This window comes from Bacillus sp. FSL P4-0334 (assembly GCF_038004825.1).
Taxonomy (GTDB): Bacteria; Bacillota; Bacilli; order Bacillales; family Bacillaceae; genus Bacillus; species Bacillus velezensis.
Genome location: NZ_JBBORX010000001.1, coordinates 3,839,586 through 3,861,135 on the forward strand (window position 1 = coordinate 3,839,586; position 21,550 = coordinate 3,861,135).

23 protein-coding genes and 1 other annotated feature are annotated in these 21,550 nt (G+C 47.5%); of the genes, 5 read left to right on the forward strand and 18 right to left on the reverse strand.

What is annotated here, in order from left to right; translation table 11 throughout:
* Positions 1-21 precede the first annotated feature (21 nt).
* The 10 genes from udk to NSQ37_RS19385 form a co-directional block, all read right to left on the reverse strand.
* Complete coding sequence (gene udk, locus NSQ37_RS19340) at positions 22-657, reverse strand: uridine kinase (protein ID WP_003152763.1); 636 nt, start codon at positions 655-657, stop codon at positions 22-24.
* Positions 658-663: 6 nt separating this feature from the next.
* Positions 664-1,932 (reverse strand): peptidase U32 family protein, encoded by a 1,269-nt coding sequence (locus NSQ37_RS19345; RefSeq protein WP_003152759.1) that lies wholly within the window; start codon positions 1,930-1,932, stop codon positions 664-666.
* 17 nt (positions 1,933-1,949) lie between these two features.
* Positions 1,950-2,879, reverse strand: a complete 930-nt coding sequence (locus NSQ37_RS19350) for a peptidase U32 family protein (protein ID WP_007408214.1) — start codon at positions 2,877-2,879, stop codon at positions 1,950-1,952.
* A 6-nt stretch (positions 2,880-2,885) separates the two neighbouring features.
* Positions 2,886-3,539 (reverse strand): O-methyltransferase, encoded by a 654-nt coding sequence (locus NSQ37_RS19355; RefSeq protein WP_025285043.1) that lies wholly within the window; start codon positions 3,537-3,539, stop codon positions 2,886-2,888.
* 151 nt (positions 3,540-3,690) lie between these two features.
* Positions 3,691-4,782: an endolytic transglycosylase MltG gene (mltG, locus tag NSQ37_RS19360; protein ID WP_032866639.1), complete on the reverse strand. Its 1,092-nt coding sequence runs from the start codon at positions 4,780-4,782 to the stop codon at positions 3,691-3,693.
* A gap of 110 nt (positions 4,783-4,892) precedes the next feature.
* Entirely contained in the window at positions 4,893-5,174 is a 282-nt protein-coding gene (locus NSQ37_RS19365) for a DUF1292 domain-containing protein (protein ID WP_003152751.1), read from the reverse strand.
* A gap of 12 nt (positions 5,175-5,186) precedes the next feature.
* On the reverse strand, positions 5,187-5,603 hold the full coding sequence (ruvX, locus tag NSQ37_RS19370; RefSeq protein WP_003152750.1) for a Holliday junction resolvase RuvX: 417 nt from the start codon (positions 5,601-5,603) through the stop codon (positions 5,187-5,189).
* 8 nt (positions 5,604-5,611) lie between these two features.
* Positions 5,612-5,878 (reverse strand): IreB family regulatory phosphoprotein, encoded by a 267-nt coding sequence (locus NSQ37_RS19375; RefSeq protein WP_012118070.1) that lies wholly within the window; start codon positions 5,876-5,878, stop codon positions 5,612-5,614.
* Positions 5,879-5,962: 84 nt separating this feature from the next.
* Entirely contained in the window at positions 5,963-8,599 is a 2,637-nt protein-coding gene (gene alaS / locus NSQ37_RS19380; protein ID WP_136396515.1) for an alanine--tRNA ligase, read from the reverse strand.
* An 80-nt stretch (positions 8,600-8,679) separates the two neighbouring features.
* Positions 8,680-8,887 (reverse strand) — a binding site (T-box leader).
* A 43-nt stretch (positions 8,888-8,930) separates the two neighbouring features.
* A complete protein-coding gene (locus NSQ37_RS19385) occupies positions 8,931-9,992 on the reverse strand; it encodes an AI-2E family transporter (RefSeq protein ID WP_007408210.1) in 1,062 nt (353 codons plus the stop codon).
* A 219-nt stretch (positions 9,993-10,211) separates the two neighbouring features.
* Between NSQ37_RS19385 and NSQ37_RS19390 the strand changes: the two genes are divergently transcribed.
* Genes NSQ37_RS19390 through NSQ37_RS19405 form a run of 4 tightly spaced genes read left to right on the forward strand, consistent with a single transcriptional unit; the run spans position 10,212 to position 13,170 of the window.
* Positions 10,212-10,940 carry an amino acid ABC transporter ATP-binding protein gene (locus NSQ37_RS19390; protein WP_253612833.1) on the forward strand — a complete coding sequence of 243 codons (729 nt, stop codon included), beginning with the start codon at positions 10,212-10,214 and terminating at the stop codon, positions 10,938-10,940.
* A gap of 20 nt (positions 10,941-10,960) precedes the next feature.
* Positions 10,961-11,788, forward strand: coding sequence for a transporter substrate-binding domain-containing protein (locus NSQ37_RS19395; protein ID WP_007408208.1), 828 nt, complete (start codon positions 10,961-10,963; stop codon positions 11,786-11,788).
* A gap of 56 nt (positions 11,789-11,844) precedes the next feature.
* Positions 11,845-12,495 carry an amino acid ABC transporter permease gene (locus NSQ37_RS19400; RefSeq protein ID WP_007408207.1) on the forward strand — a complete coding sequence of 217 codons (651 nt, stop codon included), beginning with the start codon at positions 11,845-11,847 and terminating at the stop codon, positions 12,493-12,495.
* 18 nt (positions 12,496-12,513) lie between these two features.
* Positions 12,514-13,170, forward strand: coding sequence for an amino acid ABC transporter permease (locus tag NSQ37_RS19405; protein WP_012118075.1), 657 nt, complete (start codon positions 12,514-12,516; stop codon positions 13,168-13,170).
* A gap of 35 nt (positions 13,171-13,205) precedes the next feature.
* Here the strand turns inward: NSQ37_RS19405 and NSQ37_RS19410 are convergent, their stop codons facing one another.
* The 8 genes from NSQ37_RS19410 to cymR form a co-directional block, all read right to left on the reverse strand.
* On the reverse strand, positions 13,206-13,337 hold the full coding sequence (locus NSQ37_RS19410; RefSeq protein ID WP_003152741.1) for a YrzQ family protein: 132 nt from the start codon (positions 13,335-13,337) through the stop codon (positions 13,206-13,208).
* A 21-nt stretch (positions 13,338-13,358) separates the two neighbouring features.
* Complete coding sequence (locus tag NSQ37_RS19415; RefSeq protein ID WP_003152738.1) at positions 13,359-13,550, reverse strand: hypothetical protein; 192 nt, start codon at positions 13,548-13,550, stop codon at positions 13,359-13,361.
* 12 nt (positions 13,551-13,562) lie between these two features.
* Entirely contained in the window at positions 13,563-14,021 is a 459-nt protein-coding gene (locus NSQ37_RS19420) for a PRC-barrel domain-containing protein (RefSeq protein ID WP_007408205.1), read from the reverse strand.
* A 118-nt stretch (positions 14,022-14,139) separates the two neighbouring features.
* Entirely contained in the window at positions 14,140-16,518 is a 2,379-nt protein-coding gene (gene recD2, locus NSQ37_RS19425; protein WP_253612831.1) for an SF1B family DNA helicase RecD2, read from the reverse strand.
* Positions 16,519-16,536: 18 nt separating this feature from the next.
* Positions 16,537-17,157 (reverse strand): tetratricopeptide repeat protein, encoded by a 621-nt coding sequence (locus NSQ37_RS19430; RefSeq protein WP_088461189.1) that lies wholly within the window; start codon positions 17,155-17,157, stop codon positions 16,537-16,539.
* An 87-nt stretch (positions 17,158-17,244) separates the two neighbouring features.
* Entirely contained in the window at positions 17,245-18,360 is a 1,116-nt protein-coding gene (gene mnmA, locus NSQ37_RS19435) for a tRNA 2-thiouridine(34) synthase MnmA (protein ID WP_341124523.1), read from the reverse strand.
* A gap of 36 nt (positions 18,361-18,396) precedes the next feature.
* Positions 18,397-19,536, reverse strand: a complete 1,140-nt coding sequence (locus NSQ37_RS19440) for a cysteine desulfurase family protein (RefSeq protein ID WP_012118078.1) — start codon at positions 19,534-19,536, stop codon at positions 18,397-18,399.
* A gap of 18 nt (positions 19,537-19,554) precedes the next feature.
* Positions 19,555-19,971 (reverse strand): cysteine metabolism transcriptional regulator CymR, encoded by a 417-nt coding sequence (gene cymR, locus NSQ37_RS19445; RefSeq protein WP_003152730.1) that lies wholly within the window; start codon positions 19,969-19,971, stop codon positions 19,555-19,557.
* Between the two features lie 194 nt (positions 19,972-20,165).
* On the opposite strand from cymR, the gene NSQ37_RS19450 reads away from it, so the two are divergent.
* Positions 20,166-21,434 (forward strand): replication-associated recombination protein A, encoded by a 1,269-nt coding sequence (locus NSQ37_RS19450; RefSeq protein ID WP_015240288.1) that lies wholly within the window; start codon positions 20,166-20,168, stop codon positions 21,432-21,434.
* Positions 21,435-21,550: the final 116 nt, after the last annotated feature.

Consider the following 21,550-nt stretch of genomic DNA (forward strand, 5'->3'; position numbering starts at 1 on the left):
ATTTATGTCTATGCTATGGTATTACAAAATTGCATTTTGTTCAAGGATCGTTTGAATCTTCGTGACCATCAGATCAATCGCGACGTGGTTTTGTCCGCCTTCCGGAATAATGATGTCCGCGTAGCGTTTCGTCGGTTCAACAAACTGATTGTGCATCGGTCTGACGACGGACACATACTGCTCAATGACAGAATCGATTGAACGGCCTCTTTCGTTAATATCTCTCATAATCCGTCTGATGATACGGAGATCCGCGTCCGTGTCGACATAAAGTTTCATATCCATGAGGTCGCGAAGTCTTTTATCTTCGAGAACGAGAATGCCTTCCAGAATAATGACATCCTTCGGCTCAACCGGAATGGTTTCCTCAGAACGCGTATGCAGTTTATAATCATAAATCGGCTTTTCTATCGGCCGGTAATTCAAAAGCTCTTGAATATGCTCGATTAAATAGTCATTATCAAATGCGAGCGGGTGATCATAGTTTGTGTTCAGCCTTTCTTCAAACGGAAGATGGCTTTGGTCTTTATAATAAAGGTCTTGCTGGATCATTAAAATCGAGTGTCCTTTAAACTGTTCATAGATGGAACGGGTGACGCTTGTTTTTCCTGATCCGGAACCTCCTGCGATGCCTATAACTACAGGACTCTTACCCATTGGTGATTACTTCCCCTTTCTCATCATGTTGCTCGGATAAATCTTTTTGTCTACTTTAAATGTAACGATTTGCAGGGGATGGCGGGCAGCATCAAGCTCGTTTCCGTCTTCGTCCCAAATAGTGCCGATTGTGAATGTGAAATTGTCGATTTCAGGACCGAAAAATTCCACTTCGTCACCTTGTTTAAAGAAATTGCGCTGCTGGAGCGTCACCATTTGAGTTTCCTCGTTATACGCGAGCACGAGACCGGCAAAATCAAATGTTGTTTTCTTTCCGTGTTCACCGAACATCTGCTCTTCATACCCGGGCGTGCCTTCAAAGAAAGCAGGCGCGGTATCCCGGTTTGCACATTTGTCCAGCTCATCCAGCCATTCTTTTTGAATGACAAAGTTTTCAGGATCAGCGCAGTATGCGTCGATGACTTTGCGATACACGCTGACAACCGTCGCAACGTAATGAATCGATTTCATCCGGCCTTCAATTTTCAGGCTGTCGATGCCCATCTCGATCATTTGCGGGATGGATTCAATCAATTTTAAATCTTTCGGGCTCATCGCAAACGGAGCGTCTTCTTCGTCGTAGAGCGCGACCGCGTTTGCACCGTCTGTCTGATACAGGTCATAATCCCAGCGGCAGGACTGACAGCAGCCGCCGCGGTTAGAATCCCGGGCCGTCATGTGATTGCTCAGCACGCATCGGCCTGAATAAGCGATACACATGGCGCCGTGGATAAAGGTTTCAATTTCAATATCCACCTTTTCCTTCATTTCTTTAATTTCCAGTCCGCTCGTTTCACGGGCAAGCACTACGCGGTCAAGCCCTTCTTCTTTCCAGAACTGCACCGCTTTCCAGTTGGAAAGGGACTGCTGTGTGCTGAGGTGAATTTCTACGTCCGGGGCCACTCTCCGGCATGTTTCAATAATCAGCGGATCAGCGACGATAATTCCGGCAACTTTTGCGTCTCCCAACGCTTTTAAGTATTCTTCCAGACCGTCCATATTTTCATTATGGGCGAAAATGTTTGTTGTCACATATATTTTTGCCCCGTATTTTTTGGCAAATTCTACGCCCTCTGCGATTTCTTCTATTGAGAAGTTATCCGCATTTGAGCGGAGTCCGTATTCCTGTCCTCCGATAAAAACCGCGTCCGCTCCGTAATGAACGGCAATTTTTAATTTTTCAAGGTTTCCTGCCGGAGCAAGGAGTTCAGGTTTTTTCGTAATGACGCGTTTTCCGTTTACGACTTTGGAAATGGTTTGATTTACGGCTGTCATCCGTTGCACCCTCCTTTTTAATAGACCGTTTCTTTAAAGAAGAATCCTGTGTCGATGCTTCTGTTCACAGGCTGAATGCTTTCAATCCGCTCTATCCAGCTCTCTTTTTTCTCTTCGTATGTCTCTCGGCTTTCGAAGCACAAATCGATTGCTTCTCTGTACATGCGGGTCACTTCAGTTAAGTATTCAGGAGACTTCAAAACTCCGTCGATTTTGAAAGAATCGATGCCGGCGTCCATCAGGTCCTCTAATTCATCAATCATGCACACATCGTTCGGGCTCATGATGTGCGTGCCGTTTTCATCTTCAAAAATCGGGTATTTATTGCCACGTTCCTTGTCATGCAGAAACATCCCCGCTTCTTTTTTCTTCTGTTCGATGTCCATGACTTTACCTTGATATTCGAAGTAATGGCCCACTAAAGAACGCTTCGATTGGAACATGCACGTCATGCCATGGATTTGAATTTCAATTTCCACTTCGGCGTTTTCTTTTATGTCAATGATGCTGTCCATATTTAATTCCTTAGCCAGCACTGCCCGCCGTGCGCCTTTGCGTCCCCAGTAATTGCAGGAATAGTAGTTGGTTCCCGTTGTTTCCGTGCTCCAATGCAGTTTAAGCTCGGGAGCCGCTTCACGCGCCGCCATTAAAACGGCCGGATCACCGAAAACAGCCGCATCAACGCCGGCCTCCTGCAAAAAGGCAAGATAGCCGTTCAGCTCGTCCACTTTTTCGTTGTGAAAAATAGCATTGACGGCAGCGTACACTTTCGCGCCTTCCTGATGAGCTGTCTTTACGGCTTCTTTTATATCTTCTCTTGAAAATTCACCGGCCAGTCTCAGGCCGTATCTCTGTTCTCCGACTAACAGGGCCGTTGCGCCCGCTTGAATGAGCGGAAGAATATCCTGTACAGAAGTCGGAGTCACCAAAAGTTCAGGTTTTTTCATGATCCTTCACCTCTTCTTTTTACTGATGGCGATGCCGTCTCCGACCGGCAGTATGACCGTTTGATAGTCAGGCCGGTCCATCAGCCATTGGTTATATTGATCAATTTTTTCAACAAGCTTCCGTCTTCTTTTCGGCTCAATGTCCGAGTGATTTTGCGCCACCAGCCCTTTAAACAGAACATTGTCCGTAAAAATGACTCCATCCGGCGCAAGCATCGGTTCATAGAGCTCAAAAAAGTTCGTGTACTGGCCTTTGGCCGCGTCGATAAAAATGGCATCATAAGGAGCCGTGACACGGACAGACTCAGAAAGTTCCAGCGCATCCCCGTGCACTACGTGAATCCGGTTTTCCATTTCAAAGTCTTTTATATTGTTCACAGCTTCTTCATAGCGTTTGTCGTCCCGTTCAATCGTGTAAATATTCGCATCCGGAAGCTCAAGCGCCATCCGTATGGCGGAATATCCGATTGCCGCGCCGATTTCCAAAATGTTTTTCGCCTGTTGAATCGACAGCATTTGAAGCAGCACTTCAATGCCCGCTTCTTCCATAATCGGAACATGGTGCTCTTTTGCATAGGCTTCAAGCTTTTTCACTTTATCAGGCCGAGGCTTCAGCATCGCGTTTATATACTCGTTTATTTGTTCATACCGATCATTCACGGCAAACAGCCTCCGTTCTAAAAAGGAGTGCCCCTGACGAATCCGCGGGGACACTCTCTTAAGACACTTCTTTATCCATAAGTAAACAACCCGATATATTTTATCATAAAACCTTTCAGAATGGAATAAAAGGAGAGCTTTTGCCCTCCTTTTATTCGCTGTCTTTTTTGGAAATATACTTTTCCTTCGCTTTATTATGGTCTTTTAATGTTTTGGTGAAAACAACCTCGCCGTTTGATTTTGCAAGGAAATAGAGATAATCCGTTTTGTCAGGGCGGAGAGCCGCTTCCCATGATGAATCACCGGCATTTGCAATCGGTCCCGGCGGCAGCCCCTTATGTTTATACGTATTAAACGGAGAATCAATTTTCAGGTCTTTGTAGTAGACCCGGCTTTTATGCTTACCGGCCGCATATAATACCGTCGGGTCAGTCTGCAGCGGCATTTTTTCTTCGAGCCTGTTGTAAAAAACGCTGGCGATTTTGTGACGGTCGGCTTTGGCGGTGGCTTCTTCTTCAATAAGCGATGCCATTGTCAGCGCGTTATGGACGGAAAGTTTCTTTTTTTCCAGTTCAGATTTATATGTTTCGATACGGGTGTTTGTTTCCTGAACCATTGCCGTCAAAATCGTGTCAAGCGATGCATCCGGATCATTAAAAGGATATGTGGCCGGATACAGATAGCCTTCTAGCGGATGCTTGAGCTTCTTGTTTGAAAGCGCGTCCGTTATCGTATCAGGAAACTGTTTCTTCAGTTTGCCGATGAATGTTTTGTCATCCAGTTTCGCCATGATCTCTTCTTTTGAATATGATGTTTCTTTTGCGATCGCATCCGCAATCTGCGTAAGCTGTTTTCCTTCAGGAACGGAGATCTGAAAAGCATATCCCGTTGATCCCGCGGTCAGTTTTTTGATAATCGCATCCGCATCCATTCCTTTATTCAGGTGGTAAAATCCCGCCTGAAATCCGGAAGCGCCTTTATACTTCACATACAGCTGAAATGCTTTTTTGCTTTTGATGACATGCTGATCCTCAAGAATTTCAGCGATTGCCGAAACGGAAGAACCGCTCGGAATATTAATATTGACTGCCGTTTTGCTGCCTTTGTCAACCGGAGACAGCAGAGATTTTCCATAGAAAAAAGCACCGCAAATGATGATAAGCAGAGCGATCACGGAGGACAGTATTATCGTCATTTTTTTGTTTTTACGCGGAAATGAATGTTTAGTCTGATTGATATTCATACAAGTATTTTCCTCCCAACAGCTCTTATACTACATGATTCATGTGCATTCGGCAATTTATTACAAAAAAAAGCCGAAGCGCATATGCGCTCCGGCTTTTTCCGTTCATTTTATTCTTCGTCTTCTTCCGCTAAAAACGTGTTCAGCGTTTCTTCGATCATTTCCCACTCTTCATCGGTTTCAATCGGCATCAGTTCGCCGTCTTCACCATTTTCGTTCGGTTCGAAGCTTGAAGCGTGAATTTCGATTTCATCATCGTCTTGAGCATCAATCGGATAATAAAGTACGTAAGATTTGTTGAATGTGTCGTTTTCAAATGTGAACAGCACTTCGCAAAGCTGTTCGTTGCCTTGATCATCGACAATTGTAATGTGTTTTTCGCCGTGTTCCATTTTTTTCACCTCTTAGTTTAAACTGTCCAGATATCCTTGAAGGATCATGACAGCCGCCATTTTATCAATGACTTTTTTTCGTTTTTGCCTGCTGACGTCAGCCGCGATCAGCATTTTTTCAGCCGCCATCGTCGTCAGACGCTCGTCCCACAGCACAACAGGGACATTGTACGCTGTTTCAAGCAGTTTCGCAAATGTTTGGCTGGCTTCGCCTCTCGGACCGATCGTCCCGTTCATGTTTTTCGGAAAACCGAGCACGATCTTCTCTACATTATAGTCTTTCATCAGCTCGGATAAACGGTCCAGACCGTAATCTCCTTCAGCCTCGTTTATTTTTATCGTCTCAATGCCTTGAGCGGTCCAGCCCATTTCATCGCTTAAAGCTACGCCGAGTGTTTTCGTTCCAAGATCAAGTCCCAATATTCTCATGAATGTATTTACGCCTCTTTATGCTGTTCTAGATAGGATTTTACCAATTCCTCAATTAATTCGTCACGTTCCAGTTTGCGAATTAAGTTCCGGGCGTCGCGATGCCTAGGAATGTATGCAGGATCTCCAGACAGCAAGTATCCGACAATCTGGTTGATAGGATTGTACCCCTTTTCCTGAAGCGCATCATATACCGTATTCAGCACTTCTTCGACGTTTGTTTCAGCAGAATCATCGGAGAAATTAAATTTCATCGTTTTATCAAACGAGCTCACCGTTTTGCACCTCTTTCCCAAATTCGCAGGCAAAGTTCAGCCTGAGGTCCTCATCTTATCATCATTCTACACTACTTGAAAGGATTATAAAACGGATTTTATCCAATCTACCGCAGATGCGAGCGCCTCTTCCAATTTTTCAGGCTGCTTTCCGCCGGCCTGTGCCATGTCCGGACGGCCTCCGCCTCCGCCTCCGCAGACTTCAGCCGCTTGTTTGACCATTTTGCCGGCATGAAGGCCTTTTTCGATCAGGTCTTTCGTCACGCCTGCTGAAAGGTTGACTTTCTCATTTTGCACGGCGCCGAGAATGATGACCGCAGAACCGAGCTTCGCTTTCAGATCATCCACCATAGTGCGAAGGTGGTTCATGTCTTTCGCATTTACTTTTTCAGCCAGCACTTTTACGCCGCCGATGTCTTTTACTTTAGACAGAATGGCTCCGGCTTCCACATTGCCGAGTTTGCTGAGCAATGATTCATTTTCTCTTTGCGCTTCCTTCAGCTCCGCTTGAAGAGACTGAATTCGCTTCGGTACGTCTTTTACGTTTGATTTCAGCTCGTCCGCAGCATGCTGCAGAAGGCTGAGCTGGCTGTTCATTTCCTGATAAGCGCCTTTTCCTGTTACGGCTTCAATTCTTCGTGTCCCTGCGCCGATCCCTGATTCGGATACGATTTTAAACAGGCCGATTTCAGCCGTATTCGTGACATGGCATCCGCCGCAAAGCTCAAGGCTGTAATCTCCGACTTGTACGACGCGGACGATATCGCCGTATTTCTCGCCGAACAGGGCCATCGCGCCCATTTCTTTCGCTTCATTGATCGGTTTCAAATCAATCGCTACCGGAATGCTCTCCCAGATTTTTTCGTTGACGATTCCTTCAATGCGTTCAAGTTCTTCTTTCGTCACTTGACCGAAATGAGAGAAGTCAAAACGCAGACGGTTTTCGGTAACGAGTGAACCCGCTTGGTTGACATGTGTGCCGAGAACGTCTTTCAGCGCCTGGTGCAGAAGGTGGGTAGCCGTATGGTTTTTCACCACGCCGCTTCTCATTTGATCTTCAACTTCAGCCGTCACGCTTGCGCCTTTTTGAATCGTGCCGCTATCCACCGTGCCTTCGTGTACATGCTGACCGTTCGGAGCTTTTTTCACGTCTTTAATGGTTACGACAGCCTGCTCGCTTCTCAGCACTCCTCTGTCACCGATCTGTCCGCCGCTTTCAGCATAGAAAGGCGTTTTGTCAAGAAGGATTTGGACGGTATCCCCTTCATGCGCCTCGCTGATTAATTGCCCGTCATGAAGAAGCTCGATCACCTTCGCTTCAGCTTTTACGGCACTGTAGCCGACAAATGTGCTTTCTGCGGTAATGTCGCGCAACGCGCCGCCCTGAACCTGCATGCTTCCTACATCTTGGCGCGCATTTCTCGCCCGTTCACGCTGTTTTTCCATTTCGGCTTCAAAGCCTTTATGGTCAACCGTCATTTGCTCATCTTCCGCGTATTCCTCCGTCAATTCAACCGGGAATCCGTACGTATCGTACAGTTTGAATACGTCTTTTCCGGAGATGATGCCGCTGCCTTTTTCCTTCTCTTTCTTTATCACGTCGGATAAAATGGCCAGACCTTCGTTTAATGTTTCGTGGAAGCGCTCTTCCTCCGTTTTGATGACTTTGGCGATAAACTCTTGCTTTTCTTTCACCTCCGGATAGAAAGCGTCCATAATTCCTGCAACAGTCGGTACTAGCTCGTACATAAACGGACGGCTGATACCGAGGGTTTTCGCGTATCGCACTGCCCGGCGCAAGAGGCGTCTCAGTACATACCCGCGCCCTTCGTTCGAAGGCAGCGCCCCGTCGCTTACCGCAAATGCGACCGTTCTGATATGATCGGCGATCACTTTAAAGGCCGTATCCTTCACTGCGTCCTTTCCGTAAGCATCTCCGGAAATGCGCTCTGTTGCTTCAATAATCGGCATAAACAAATCAGTGTCAAAGTTTGTCGGGACATCCTGAATCACGGAGACCATCCGTTCAAGCCCCATGCCCGTATCAATGTTTTTCTTCGGAAGCGGTGTGTACGTGCCGTCCGGGTTGTGGTTGAACTCTGAGAATACCAGGTTCCATACTTCAAGATAACGATCATTTTCGCCGCCCGGATACAATTCAGAATCTGACGGGTCATTGCCGTATTTCTCGCCGCGGTCATAGAAAATTTCCGTATTCGGTCCGCTCGGGCCTTCGCCGATATCCCAGAAGTTCCCTTCCAGACGGATGATTCTTTCTTCCGGAACGCCGATTTTTTCCGCCCATAGCGTATAAGCTTCTTCATCCTCAGGGTGAACCGTTACAGACAGCAGCTCCGGATCAAAGCCGATCCACTTTTCGCTCGTTAAAAACTCCCATGCCCACGTGATCGCTTCTTCTTTAAAATAATCACCGATGGAAAAGTTTCCGAGCATCTCAAAGAACGTGTGGTGGCGCGCCGTTTTCCCCACATTTTCAATATCATTTGTTCGGATTGATTTTTGCGCGTTTACAATTCTCGGATTCTCCGGCACAACGCGGCCGTCAAAGTATTTTTTCAGCGTCGCAACGCCGCTGTTGATCCATAATAAAGACGGATCTTCATGCGGAACCAATGAGGCGCTCGGTTCAACGGCATGGCCTTTTTCTTTAAAGAAATCTAAAAACATTTGACGCACTTCAGCAGAAGTTAAGTGTTTCATCTATATTCCTCCTTATCACTACCCGAAATTCTCTTTTGCGACAGCAAAAAAGCTCTCTCCCTATGCAAACCATGCGTTCACACAGGGACGAGAGCTGTCTCGCGGTACCACCCTGATTACAGGCCGAAAAAGGCCTGTCACCTTTCATCCCGTAACGCAGGACTGCGGCAGCCTTTAACTGCACTCAGGATTAGCTTCGGCCGATCTTCTGCTGAAGCTCCTTTCAGCGTATCGGAGCTTCTCTCTTAAACAGGGCTTCGGCGTACTCATATCCGTCACTCGAGATTCGTATGTATTCTACTCGAAATTATAGACAAGCAGAACCCGAATGTCAATGTTCCGTCCTGATCCGCAAAAAGTGTATGGCCGTCACTTTTAAAACGGCTGCCGCCGGAACAGCGAGAATCATGCCGGGAATGCCCGCGAGCTCTCCTCCGGCAAGGAGCGCCAGCATGATCACGACGGGGTGCATTCTGAGACTGCGCCCGACAATAAGCGGGCTCAAAATGTTTCCTTCTATAAATTGCAGAATAAAAATCGTGACGATTACGATGATCACAGCTTTAGCAGAAATCGCCAGCGCAAGGAGCAGCGCCGGTACAGCGCCGATAAACGGACCGAAATACGGGATGACATTCGTAATCCCGATGGCAAGGCCCAAAATCAGCGGGTAAGGAAGCCCGAACAGCCAAAATGAAACGCCGGCTATTAGCCCGAGCAAAAAACAAACGAGAAGCTGACCGCGGATGTAATCACCGAGAGAGTCGTCCACATCCCGCAGAAATTCACTCCCCCTTTTTCTCCAGGACTTCGGCGTCAAATACCAGACTGTCTTTTTCATGACGTCTATATCCTTCACCATATAGAACACGAGAAAAGGAATCGTCGCCGCGATCAGGATATAATCAAGCACGAAACGGATGCTTCTGATCGTGCTTTCAATCGTGCCGGCAAGAAACGTTTCTGTCTGCTGAATCATTTTGTCCATTCGATGGTGCATGCCGTCAGGCCAATGATCCGTGTGATTATGCAGATGCTTCAGCATGCTGTTGTAGTTTTTGGCAAGACCGGGAATGCTCTCAGACAGATCCTGCAGCTGTTCAATTAAAACAGGAACCCCTTTATAAACCCCCCAGCCGATTCCGCCGAAAAACAGGCAATAAATCAGAAGCAGGCTTAAAGTTCTAGGCATCCCTTTTCTATGAAGCCATTCAGTAATCGGAAGTAAAAGATAAGCAATAAATACTGCGATGAATATAGGAATAAAGAGAGATTTTATAACAAGCCAAATGGGAGACCATAACATATCGAGCATGCAAAAGACATACACTGTTAACAAAACGAGCAGACATACAGCCGTCCACATTAAGAGCTGCAGCGGTTTTTGAAGCATGACGTTTCACCTCTTGCTTTATCTTTTGACAGAAAGCCGGAATTATTCCCGTTTCATAAACTCCGCCTTATGACGCAGACCTCTTGACGGAAATAATTATCAGAAATTACGAAATAATCTAAATAATATTCATAAAAATCTGTATAACCATCGTAATGTGTTAAAGGATTTCAAAAACTGTCCAGTCAATATGACTCATGTTTTTTAAGGAGGATGGCCATGATTTCATTTCAGGATGTAAATAAGCACTACGGACATTTCCACGTGCTGAAAAACATTAATCTGCACATTAAAAAAGGGGAAGTCGTCGTTATCATCGGACCTTCAGGATCGGGAAAAAGCACGCTTCTCCGCTGCATTAATCAGCTGGAAACAGTTGATGGAGGCGCCTTAACGGTAAACGGCGTCTCCATCCATGACAAGAAAACGGATATAAATAAGGTCCGCAGCAATATCGGCATGGTGTTCCAGCATTTTCATCTGTACCCGCACAAAACCGTTCTGCAAAACATCATGCTCGCACCGATCAAAGTGCTTAAGCAATCAAAAGAAGAAGCAAAAGAAACGGCCTTATACTATTTGAAAAAAGTCGGTATACCGGAAAAAGCGGACGCTTATCCTTCACAGCTTTCCGGCGGCCAGCAGCAGCGTGTCGCCATCGCCAGGGGGCTTGCGATGAAGCCCGAAATTATGCTGTTTGATGAACCCACATCCGCGCTTGATCCGGAAATGATCGGGGAAGTGCTGGATGTCATGAAAACACTCGCAAAGGAAGGCATGACCATGGCAGTCGTCACACATGAAATGGGATTCGCAAAAGAAGTGGCGGACCGCATCGTGTTTATCGACGGCGGAGCCATCTTAGAAGAAGCTGCACCGGCTGAATTTTACGAAAGCCCACGTGAAGAGAGGGCGCGTTTATTCTTAAGCCGTATTTTAAATCACTGAAAAGAAACGGAGGAGTGCTTATGTCACGTGTAACAAAATGGTTGTCATTCGGGTTGATATCACTACTGGCCGTCTTTATGCTGGCCGCCTGCGGAGGGAAAGAAACGTCCGGAGATTCAAAAGGAACGGGAAAAGACACGTTAGCCTCTATTAAAGACAGAGACAAAATCATCTTCGGCGTCAAAACCGACACGAGGTTATTCGGGCTGAAAAACCCAAGCTCCGGTGATATTGAAGGCTTCGATATTGATATCTCAAAACAGCTCGCAAAAGATATTCTGGGGGATGAGAAGAAAGCGGAATTTAAAGAAGTGACGTCAAAAACGAGAATTCCGATGCTGCAAAACGGCGATATCGATGCCATCACCGCCACGATGACGATAACGGATGAGCGGAAAAAAGAAGTTGATTTCTCAGATGTTTATTTTGAAGCCGGGCAATCCCTGCTCGTCAAAAAAGGAAGCAGCATCAAAAGCACCGAAGACCTGGGAAAAGGCTCAAAAGTATTGGCGGTAAAAGGCTCTACTTCCTCACAAAACATCAGAGAAAAAGCGCCTGACGCCTCAGTGCTGGAATTTGAAAATTACGCCGAAGCGTTCACTGCGCTTAAAGCGGGACAGGGAGATGCGCTCACAACTGATAATGCGATTTTATACGGCATGGCAGATGAAAATAAACAATATCAGCTGACAGGCGAAACCTTCACCGATGAACCTTACGGAATCGCCGTCAAAAAAGGCCAATCCGGACTCATCAAGGAAATCAACGCCTCTTTGAAAAAAATGAAAGCCGACGGCAGGTACGAAAAAATCTATAAAAAATGGATTAAAGAAGAACCGGCAAAATAGAAAGGACCGCGGGATGAGCAGGCATGCTCATCCCCGTTTTATAAGGAGTGACATAGATGAACTTTTCAATTTTAACGGAAAACTTCGATATGTATATGGACGGTTTCCTGCACACATTGCTTGCGAGCTTCATCGCGCTGGCAGGCAGCTTTGCGCTGGGCGTTCTGATCGCAGTCATGAGAATCACGGCTTTCAAACCCCTTCAATGGATCGGCACTGCGTATGTGGAATTTATCCGCAACATCCCGCTTCTCCTCATCACATTCGTTTTTTATTTCGGACTTCCGAACGCCGGGCTGAGACTGGACGGCTTTCAGGCGGGAACGATTGCGCTTACGATATACACGTCGGCCTTTATCGCAGAAGCCATCAGAGCCGGAATTCAGACTGTCTCCAAAGGGCAGATGGAAGCGGCCAGATCGTCAGGCTTCACCTACAGTCAGGCGATGAGATACGTCATTCTTCCTCAGGCCGTAAAAATCGTGATTCCCCCGCTCGGAAACCAATTTCTCAACCTTGTCAAAAACTCATCAATACTCGGAGTGGTGGCGGGACTCGATTTGATGTATCAGGCGGATCTCGTTTCCTCAAGCACTCTTGTCGTGTTTGATGTCTATATTTTCGTCGCGCTTTTTTATTTGATAGTAACGATCCCGCTCAGCATCGGGGTTCACTATTTGGAAAGACGTCTCGGAAAGAGTTATTAGAGAAGGAGAGTGAAAAACATGGATTTTAGCGGCGCCTATACACCTGACCATCTGCTGTTTTTATGGGACGGCTTTTTGGTCACACTTTATGTTGCGCTGATCTCCATTGTCCTGAGTTTTATTTTCGGGCTTGCCGCCGGCACTTTGCGCTATGCGAAAATTCCTATCGTCTCGGGCATTATAGCGGCCATTGTGGAAACCATCCGCAACCTGCCGCTGTTATTAATCATTTTCTTTACGTTTTTTGCCCTACCGGAAATCGGGATCAAACTGGAAATTACCGCGGCCGCCATCACGGCGCTGACGATTTTTGAATCGGCCATGCTGTCAGAAATCATCAGAAGCGGTTTGCAATCCGTTGACAAAGGACAGATTGAAGCGGCACGTTCTTCAGGACTGACGTACACGCAGACTCTTTTTCTCGTCGTCATGCCGCAGGCGCTCAGGCGTATGGTTCCTCCGATTGTGAGCCAGTTTATCTCCTTATTAAAGGATACGTCACTTGCGGTCGTCATCGCTCTGCCCGAACTGATTCATAACGCGCAGATTTTAAACGGACAAAGCGCTGACGGGGGATATTTTTTCCCGATCTTTCTGCTGGCGGCCCTGATGTATTTCGCGGTTAATTACTGCCTGTCTCTCGCAGCCAGACGGCTGGAAGCGAGACAAACGTAAAAAGGATACTTCCGGAGAAGTATCCTTTTTTCTGCTTAAAACATTTTCATGACTCGTCTTCTCATCCGTTTCATACCTTTTTTATTCAGCATATCGGACTGAGAAGCCATACGATACATAACGGCTCCAGCTCCTAAAGCCAACAGAGAGGTCATTGTTCTGCCCATCGCGCGTATCTCCTTTCAACTTTAAAAATTGATACTGCGTTCGTCTTCAGAAAACAAATCATCAAGACTGCTTAACGTGCCGTCTTCCTCTACTTGATGTGTCGCAATTTTGCCTTTGGCCACCGTCAGCTCAATGAAGCAGCCCCAGCAATAGTATTGGTTTACGCCGATTTTGCCGATATCTTTACTTTTGCAGTTCGGACATACAAGCACAGACTACACCTCTTATCCGTTCAGGACGATGCCTTCTTTCCCCGCTTCAATAAGCGTATCGGCGGCGCGGCGCACTTGGCGTCTGCCAGCCAGATCTGAAAAGAAGCCGTCCGAGAGTTCATATGCTACGATTATGCCCCTGTCCAAACAAAAGTATACATCTTCCAGCAAACCGAACATTTCACCATCAGGCGATTTCACCGGCTGCATCTTAATCTGTTCAAAGGTGAAACAGCTCTTCGGCAAAGGCTGCAAATGAGCATGACCGGCAGCTACGGCTTCTTGATCCATCTCTTTTATATCACTTGCCTCTAAAAAAAGATGGCGGTTGTGAAACAGGCGTTTCTGCTCCAGCACGAAACCGAGAAACCGGCCGTCCAGAGAGAAACATACATCCGATATCATCCCGAGACTGCGCCCGGTGTTTTCGTCATATACTGTTCGTCCTTCAGCTGCATGGCATGTTCTCAAAGTGTGATCAACCACCTTTTGTTGAACACGTATAGGTTTTGCCAAGAAGCCGGGCAGCATACTTTGAAATGACTTCCACAGGCGAAAACCCGGCGCATGTTTATGCTCCGGGTTTTATTTACGCTTTTTCTTCCATAAAGTCAAACGGCGTGATGCCTTCCATTCCGATGTTCGCATCATATACACTGAACGGCAGCTCTTTTTGCAGGGCGGCCAGTTCTGCATCCATCTCTTCAGTCTGCTCTGTGAGCCTGTTTTTAAGCGACGTCTGTCTGACGGTGGCATCATTGTTTTTGACGCCCCATTCAAGCGCTTCTTCTTCTCCGCAAAGAATCAGAAATTTTTTCGCCCTTGTTATGGCGGTATAAAGCAGATTTCTCCTGAGCATTCGATAGTAGCCTTTGACGACAGGCAGGACGACAATAGGGAATTCGCTTCCCTGCGACTTATGAATCGAACAGCAGTAAGCGTGGGTAAACTGGCTGAAATCCTTTTTCGTAAAGGTGATTTCGTTGCCGTCAAATGAGACGACGACCATGTCTTCTTTTTCCGTATTTTCTTTGGCATAAAAAATGGATACGATTTCGCCAATATCGCCGTTAAACACATTGTTTTCCGGCTGGTTGACAAGCTGCAATATTTTATCGCCCGTCCTGTAGACGACATCTCCGAATTTCAGCTCCCGCCTTTTTTCTTTCGGCGGATTCATGATGTCTTGAAGAAGCATATTCAGCTCGTTAATTCCCGCTTTTCCCCTGTACATCGGGGCCAGCACTTGAATATCCCTGGAGGTATACCCCTTTTTTAACGCGTTCGAGACGACCTGATCCACGACTTCTTTAATCTGTGAAGAATTACAGCGGATAAATGAGCGGTCCTTTGTCGGCGCGGTCAGCCCCTTTGGAAGCAGTCCTTTTTTCATATCATGCGCAAATTCCACAATGGATGATCCTTCAGCCTGACGGTAAATATCTGTCAGGCGCACGGTCGGCAGCACCTCAGAAGCCAAAAGGTCTCTGAGCACCTGCCCCGGTCCTACTGAAGGAAGCTGGTCTTCATCACCGACGACAATGAGCTGAATGTGCTTAGGAAGCGCCTTAAACAAATGGCTGGCGAGCCAGATATCGAGCATACTCGCTTCGTCTATAATGATCAGTTTCCCTTCAATCGGCTGATCTTCATTGTAGGTAAAGCCTTCAGCGCCATTCCAGCCAAGCAGCCTGTGAATCGTAACAGCCGGCAGACCCGTAGATTCGCTCATCCGTTTTGCGGCTCTTCCCGTCGGCGCGGCAAGCAGCACCGGGAACGCCTCGTCTTTTTTATAATCACCGGGGTCAAGCGATACTCCGTGCAGTTCACTGTATAATTCCACGATTCCTTTAATAACGGTCGTTTTCCCCGTCCCAGGTCCTCCGGTCAGTAAAAGCATCGGTGAAGACAGCGCTTTTTGAATGGCATCCTTTTGGCTTGGTGCGTATTGAACATTCATCCGTTCTTCCAGTTCACCGAGTGCAAGCAGAAATTCCGATTCAGGAAATTGATCGGCATACTCCGTCTGAGCCGCAATGTCGAGCACGCGTTTTGCGACATTTTGTTCGGCGTAAAACAAGGACGGAAAATAGCAGCGTTCTCCTTCTATGACGATATCCTTACTCTCCCCGAGGGCGATGATGCCGTCAGCCGCATCCATTTCCGTGACGCGGCCGCCTTCAGCTGACTGATTCAGGAGCGTTTGCGTATTGATTATCAGCTGCTTTGTTTCTATGTACGTATGGCCCTCTGAAAGACAGGTCGATTCAATTGTATATAAGATAGCCGCTTTGATCCGCTCCGGGTGGTTTCCTGACAGACCCATTTTTCCGCCCAGCTCGTCAGCTTTCACAAAGCCGATGCCTTCAACGTCTTTTACAAGCTGATAAGGATTTTCCTGAATTTTCTCCAGTGTTTCCGTTTCGTAGGCCTGATATATTTTCATGGATAGCTGAGGCCCGAAACCGTATTGGTTCAGAGAGATCATAATCTGCTCAAGCCCCTGATGCCGCTGCAGCTCTCCGGCAAGCTTATCCGCTTTCTTTTTCGACATTTTCGGCACATCGTAAAGCACCGACGCATCCGTCAGAATTTTATTGAGCGCGCCGTCTCCGAGCTTTTTGACGATTTCTTCCGCCGTTTTTTTTCCGATTCCTTCAAACAGATCACTTGATAAATAGTGAATGATCCCTTCTTTTGTGGTCGGAATTTCTTTTTTAAAGTGCTCAGCCTGAAATTGCAGGCCGAACTTAGGATGCGTGGCGGTTTTTCCGTAAAATGTGTAGGTCTCATCTTCTTGCAGCAGAGGGAAGTAGCCCGTTACGGATACGACCTTGTCTTCGATCGCCTCAGACGTTTCTGCAACCTTGACTTTCAGCACTGTATACAGGTTGGTGTCATTGTGATAAATGACCGTATGAATGACGCCTTTTACATACGGCTGTTCCTCGATGTTCAGCTGATCCACGAGCCTTCCCTCCTTTTGTTATGACTGGGTGATAAGCTGTTTCGCATGAAGCGCAAGCATATGATCAGGCTGTATGCCGATTGCGCCTTCCAGCATCTCAAGCGCCTTTTCACGATTTTCTTTGTACGCGTAAGCGACCCCGGCATTATAAAATGCGTCCGCGTGGCTTGGGTCCTGCTCGATCACCGTCTCAAACTGCGCCAGAGCTTCATCCAGCATTTCTTCGTTTGCGAGGCACATTCCGAACTGGAAGCGTGCTTCCGTGTCATTTTCATTTAATTCAACGGCACGCTGCAAATATGGCAGTGCAAGCTTCGGCCGCTCTAATTTAACGAGAACGGTCCCCAGCATATAAAACAAATCTCCGTTTTCCATTCCGGAGCGAAGCGCTTTTTCAAACATATCCTTCGCTTCGGAAAACGATTCTTTCATCACATATACGTTTCCCGCACCGTAATAAGCGGCTGCCGCCGAATTGTCCAATTCGAGCGCTCTGTTATAGAATGCAAGCGCCCGTTCGAGTTCGTTCACAGAAGAAAGCAGATTTGCGAAGTTGATATACGGCACCGGATCTTGCCCGTTTTCCTCAATCGCTTTCGTAAATGCCTCCGCCGCTTTTTCAAAATCGCCCTCCTGCATGGCGTCAATCCCGATTTTATTATAATCCATTTTTAACTTCCTTTCGCTAAAAAACCCCAACATGCGAGTTGAGGTTTTTTACATGTGTTATACGTACCACAGTTTTGTTCCGTCTTTATAAACGTCATCTATCGTTCCGCCGCCGAGGCACTCTTTTCCGTCATAAAAAACGACGGCTTGTCCCGGCGTAACGGCGCGTACCTGCCCGTCAAAAATGACTTCCGCTTCATCATCACCCGTCATTTTCACCGTTACTTTGTGATCTTCCTGACGGTAGCGGAATTTCGCCGTGCATGTCATTTCGCCGCCGTCCATCAGACCGGGACGCGTCCAGCTGACATTTGTCGCCGTGATCTTATCAGAATACAGAAGCGGATTATGGAATCCTTGATCAACATACAGAATGTTTTTTTCAAGATCTTTACCGACGGCGAACCACGGCTCGCCGCTTCCGCCGATTCCAAGACCGTGGCGCTGTCCGATAGTATAATACATCAGACCGTCATGACGCCCTTTTACTTCTCCGTCCATTGTCATCATATCGCCCGGCTGAGCGGGGAGATATTGGCTGAGAAACGTTTTGAAGTTGCGTTCGCCGATAAAGCAGATTCCCGTGCTGTCTTTTTTCGCAGCTGTCGCAAGTTCCGCTTCTTTGGCGATTTCCCGCACGCGGCTTTTTTGCAGATCACCGATCGGGAACATGACTTTGCTGAGCTGTTCCTGATTGAGCTGATTCAGAAAATAAGTCTGGTCCTTGTTTTCATCCAGACCGCGGAGCATGCGCACTGTACCTGCGCTTCTGTCCACGCGGGCGTAATGGCCCGTCGCAAGATAATCCGCGCCGAGTGACAGAGCATGATCCAAGAAAGCCTTAAACTTAATTTCTTTATTGCACATGACATCCGGATTGGGGGTTCTTCCGGCTTTATATTCATCAAGGAAATATTGAAATACCTTTTCCCAATATTGCTTCTCAAAATTGACGGCATAATACGGAATTCCGATCTGGTTGCAGACCCGGATGACGTCTTCATAATCTTCCGTCGCCGTGCAAAAACCGTTTTCGTCCGTATCATCCCAGTTTTTCATAAAGATTCCGATTACATCGTAGCCCTGCTCCTTCAGCAGAAGGGCCGCCACGGAAGAGTCCACGCCGCCGGACATGCCGACTACGACTCTTGTATCCTCCGGCCGTTTTTCCATTTGCATTCACTCCATTAAAAACGTAAGTCCGCCGTTTTAAGCAAGCCGTTTAACGACGGCGGCAAGCTTTTCGGCGGCTGTTTCGATTTGTTCCGCCGTATTGCCGAGGCCGAAGCTGAGGCGGATTGACGAAGTCAGCCTGCCGCTCTCACTTCCGAACATGGCCGTAAGCACATGGGACGGAAGAACGGATCCCGCTGTACAAGCAGATCCGCTGGAGACGGCAACGCCTTCCATGTCAAGATTGACCAGCAGCGCTTCCACCGGCACACCGGGAAAGTAAAGGTTTAAAATATGAGGCAGGCATTTCTCGGCATCTCCGTTCACCTCCGCTGTGACGCCGGATTTTTCCAGCGTGCTCATGATGATGTTCTTAAACTCCTTATACTTCGCTGTTTTCTCTTCCCTCTCACGGTTTGAAAGGACGACCGCTTCTTTTAAGCCGGCGATGCCCGGTACATTTTCCGTCCCCGCGCGGCGCTTTCGTTCCTGCTCTCCCCCGAGAAGAATCGGTGACAGCTTCACCTCTTGATTTACATATAAAAAGCCTGTCCCTTTAGGCCCGTTAAGCTTGTGACCGGAAACAGACAGCATGTCAATTCTGCTTTTTTTCACGTCAATCGGCATATAACCGAATGCCTGGACGGCATCTGTGTGAAAATAGGCCTGATGCCCGCTTAACAGCTCTCCGATTTCGTCAATCGGCTGAATGGTACCGACTTCGTTATTGCCATACATGACGGTAACAAGGATTGTATCATCACGGAGCGCTTCTTTCACCTGATTTGCACTGATCCGTCCTGAAGGGCCGGGGATGAGGTATGTCACCTCAAAGCCGTCTTCTTCCAGCTTTTCGCAGGCGTGCAATACAGCATGATGCTCAATAGCGGTCGTAATGATATGCTTACCTTCATTCTTCCGGGCGGCAGCCGTTCCGAAAATCGCTAAATTATCAGCCTCCGTGCCGCCGCTTGTGAAAATAATTTCCTGTTCTTTCGCACTGATTTCGCGCGCGATGTCCGCTCTCGCTTCATCGACCCATTTCCGGGATTCTCTCCCGAATGAATGAATGCTTGACGGGTTGCCGAAACTGCCGAAGAAATGGGGCTTCATCTCTTCGAGCACACGCTCATCCATCGGGGAAGTCGCGGCATGATCTAAATAAATCCGTTCCATTGTCTGTACACCTCTGGTTTAAATATAGAACATATAAGCTTCCTGCTCGCCGTCCGTGTAGCTCGCAAGGTCTTCTAACGTCGTGCTGTCCAGCACGTCTTTTACAGCGTCGCGGATGCGGATCCATAACTCCCGCTTGGCAGGCTCTTCATCCTCAAGCACTTCTACCGGGCTGATCGGCCCTTCCAGCACTCTGATAATATCTCCGGCCGTTATCTCTTCAGGCTGGCCCCCGAGCACGTAACCCCCGTAAGCGCCTCTGATGCTTTTTACGAGTCCGGCGTTTCTGAGCGGTGATACAAGCTGTTCCAAGTAATGCTCAGAAAGGCTGTTTGTTTGGGCGATGCTTTTGAGCGACGTCGGACCGTCTCCGTGCTTTTTCGCCAATTCAATCATAATGGTGAGCCCGTATCTTCCCTTTGTCGATATTTTCAATATGAACACCCCAGTCAATTCTAATTGTTAATTTATACAAGTAAATGGATATGAATAATCTGTTTAGTATCTTATAGACCAACTGTTATTATAACATAACTTATCCTAATTTTCATTGAAACACGGGGCCCGCCGCAATTCGCTTTTCTAATCGTCCGTTTTCCGTTACCCTGTATATGTAAGGAGAGATGTTCATGAAACCATTGGCGTATCGGATGCGGCCTGCCAATATCGAAGACATTATCGGCCAGGAACATTTGGTCAAAGAGGATAAAATCATCGGCAGAATGGTGCGTGCAAAGCACTTATCATCCATGATCCTGTACGGACCGCCGGGCATCGGAAAAACGTCCATCGCCACAGCGATCGCAGGATCGACAAGCATCGCATTCAGGAAATTGAATGCCGTCATTCATAATAAAAAAGACATGGAGATTGTCGTACAGGAAGCGAAAATGTCAGGCCAGGTCATTTTAATCCTTGACGAAGTGCACAGGCTTGATAAGGGAAAGCAGGATTTTCTGCTGCCCTATTTAGAAAACGGCATGATTATTTTAATCGGCGCGACGACCGCCAACCCTTATCATGCCATTAACCCGGCCATCAGAAGCCGGACCCAGATATTTGAGCTTGAACCGTTAACACCCGATCTGATCAAGCAGGCATTGGAAAGAGCGCTCACAGATGAACACCGGGGGCTCGGTTCCTACAGCGTTTCGGTGGACGACGACGCGATGGATCATTTCGCACAAGGGTGCGGAGGAGACGTCCGCTCCGCTTTGAACGCACTTGAGCTTGCCGTGCTCTCCACAAAGGAATCAAGCGACGGCACGATCCGGATTACACGGGAGACGGCGGAAGAATGTCTGCAGAAAAAAAGCTATACTCATGATAAAAACGGCGATGCGCATTATGACGTCTTATCCGCCTTCCAAAAATCGATCCGAGGCTCGGACGCAAACGCCGCCCTTCATTATCTGGCCCGTCTGATCGAAGCCGGCGACCTTGAAAGCATATCAAGAAGACTTCTCGTGATCGCCTATGAAGATATCGGCCTCGCAAGCCCGCAGGCAGGCCCCCGGGTGCTGAGCGCGATTCAGACCGCAGAACGGATCGGCTTTCCGGAAGCGAGAATTCCGCTGGCCAATGCGGTAATCGAATTATGCCTCTCGCCAAAATCAAACTCCGCCATCTCAGCCGTTGATGAGGCGCTCAAAGACATCAGGACGGGTAAAATCGGCGATGTGCCGAAACATTTAAAAGACGCCCACTATAAAGGGGCCCAAGAGCTCGGACGCGGGATCGGCTATCAATATCCTCACGATTTCGAGAACGGATGGGTCGAACAGCAATATTTGCCTGATCCGTTAAAAAACAAGCAATACTATAAACCGAAACAAACGGGGAAATTTGAAGCCGCCATAAAGCAAGTGTATGAAAAACTGATGAAGCAGAAAAAATAACCGGACAAGGACACCCTATGTGTTCTTGTCTTTTTTGATACCGGCCAAAATCTTTCGTGTAAACGGCGGATTCAAATAAAAAAAACAGCCTTTCCTGAAGAAGGCTGTTTTTCTTT